General features: G+C 34.3%; 2 protein-coding genes. Both read right to left on the bottom strand.

Translation table 11 applies throughout. From position 1 onward, the window contains the following. Positions 1–130 precede the first annotated feature (130 nt). A complete protein-coding gene (locus PSF16_RS17310; RefSeq protein ID WP_006660036.1) occupies positions 131–343 on the bottom strand; it encodes a YccJ family protein in 213 nt (70 codons plus the stop codon). Between the two features lie 575 nt (positions 344–918). Beyond that, the gene (locus PSF16_RS17305; RefSeq protein WP_006660038.1) at positions 919–1,218 is read right to left on the bottom strand and encodes an HdeA/HdeB family chaperone; all 300 of its coding nucleotides are present in this window, start codon (positions 1,216–1,218) and stop codon (positions 919–921) included. Positions 1,219–1,587 lie beyond the last annotated feature (369 nt).

Genomic DNA, 1,587 nt, shown 5'->3' with positions numbered 1-1,587 from the left:
TAAAAAAAGCTACGCGGTGCGTAGCCTTGTATTGAGCAAACCGAGCTCTGCTTATTTTATGAGCGATTGTGAGTTTTTCCACATCAACTTTGCTGATATAAACAAACCCCTTTAGGACATTAAAATACAGTTAAATATTTTTACGCTCTATTGTTTGCTCACCCCAAAACAATTTGTCTTCTGTTGTCTTAGAAAATGCCAGTGGAAGTACTTCATCAGACCCTTCCTCCCAAATTTTTTCAGCTAACACCTCATTCCCTTTAGCTAATTCAAATATGGCTTGAGCAATCTCAATTGAAGTTTCACGGACCTTTGCCCATTCAGATATGTGATGATCTTTCATATTTTATATCCACAGTTATTAGTCTTAAGTAAAATCATAACATAGCTACAAAATTTTTAGTTAGCACCTTCTCAGCTAATTAAAATACACCGCATTAGATAATACTTATTCAAATATTAATAGCGCTCAAATACACCATAATCGGGTCTTTCACCACGCATAATAGCTCTTTGTTGCTCATGAACGGCGTCCCTATCAACTCTCTTTTGCTCATCTGAACGCGCGTCTTTATGTTGCTTTGGCCACGTTGATTTATTTGGCTCAAACGTTGGATTGAATGAACACCCTGCAATAATAAAAAAACAAAAAAATAAGGTAATGAGTTTCATTAAATATATTTAGTATTAGATAACGGAAACTATAACCTATCAAAATTAGAATATCACAGCAACCGATGATTTTATATTTAAGCCACAGACGCTATAATTAACCACAGTTAGGCTAAATATTATGATTGAGTGAAAAATAATTTATTTTATTGTCATTAACGCTTGGTTTAGTAGAAAGATGAGTCTAACAGTCAGTCATACGAGTAGCCGCAGATGTAAACTGTGGCTACTCGAGATTAAGAAAACTTATTTCTTACTAGCGAGGTAATCTTTTAAGGTTCCCTCTGGTTTTTTCTTGCAAAATTCAAGAATTAAAGGTGCTTCTGCAACGCTTTTTTCAGATAGCGCCACCCAATCACCGCCTTTAAATTGAGTGTCTTGTGATGTTACCCACAAGGCAACTGGAGCCCAACTTTTAGGATTCAGGTCCACATACTCTTTACATGTCATATTTTCGGGTGTCGAGGTGACTTTGTCGGCAGCTAATGCGTTGGATGACAGAATACTTGAAGTCAGTATACAAGCAGAAATCAGAACTTTATTCATAAATATTCCTCTTTATTTTCTCGTGGTAATGCCTATTGAAACAAGTCTATTATTTATAAATAATAAGAAATTTCAGCAAAGTCAATAGTGTTAAAAGGGTAATTTTGCCCTATCAAATTACAATTATCGCTTATAGATTATCCGCAAGTGAATGTATACTTTGGTTAGCAGGGGAGACATAAATTTGAGAACGTAATAGTGCCCGCTTCACACTAATTGTTATTTAACATCGACGCTGAAATGGCAATAAGTCACTATGATAAAAATTAATATCGTAAACAATCAGGAAAGATGTCTCTATGAATTTTTATGGAATAGATTATTTACAAACACAGTCCAATATAAATGATTATTTAAAATATATTGTTC

The sequence above is a fragment of the Providencia sp. PROV033 genome (assembly GCF_028484855.1).
Classification (GTDB): Bacteria; Pseudomonadota; Gammaproteobacteria; order Enterobacterales; family Enterobacteriaceae; genus Providencia; species Providencia alcalifaciens.
The sequence above is the reverse complement of the archived record's forward strand: the minus strand, read 5'-3'. Positions and strand labels throughout refer to the sequence as shown.

Bases quoted from the DNA above. Each gene is read 5' to 3' on its own strand.
- PSF16_RS17305 (WP_006660038.1), bottom strand. From the start codon at position 1,218: ATGAATAAAGTTCTGATTTCTGCTTGTATACTGACTTCAAGTATTCTG.
- PSF16_RS17310 (WP_006660036.1), bottom strand. From the start codon at position 343: ATGAAAGATCATCACATATCTGAATGGGCAAAGGTCCGTGAAACTTCA.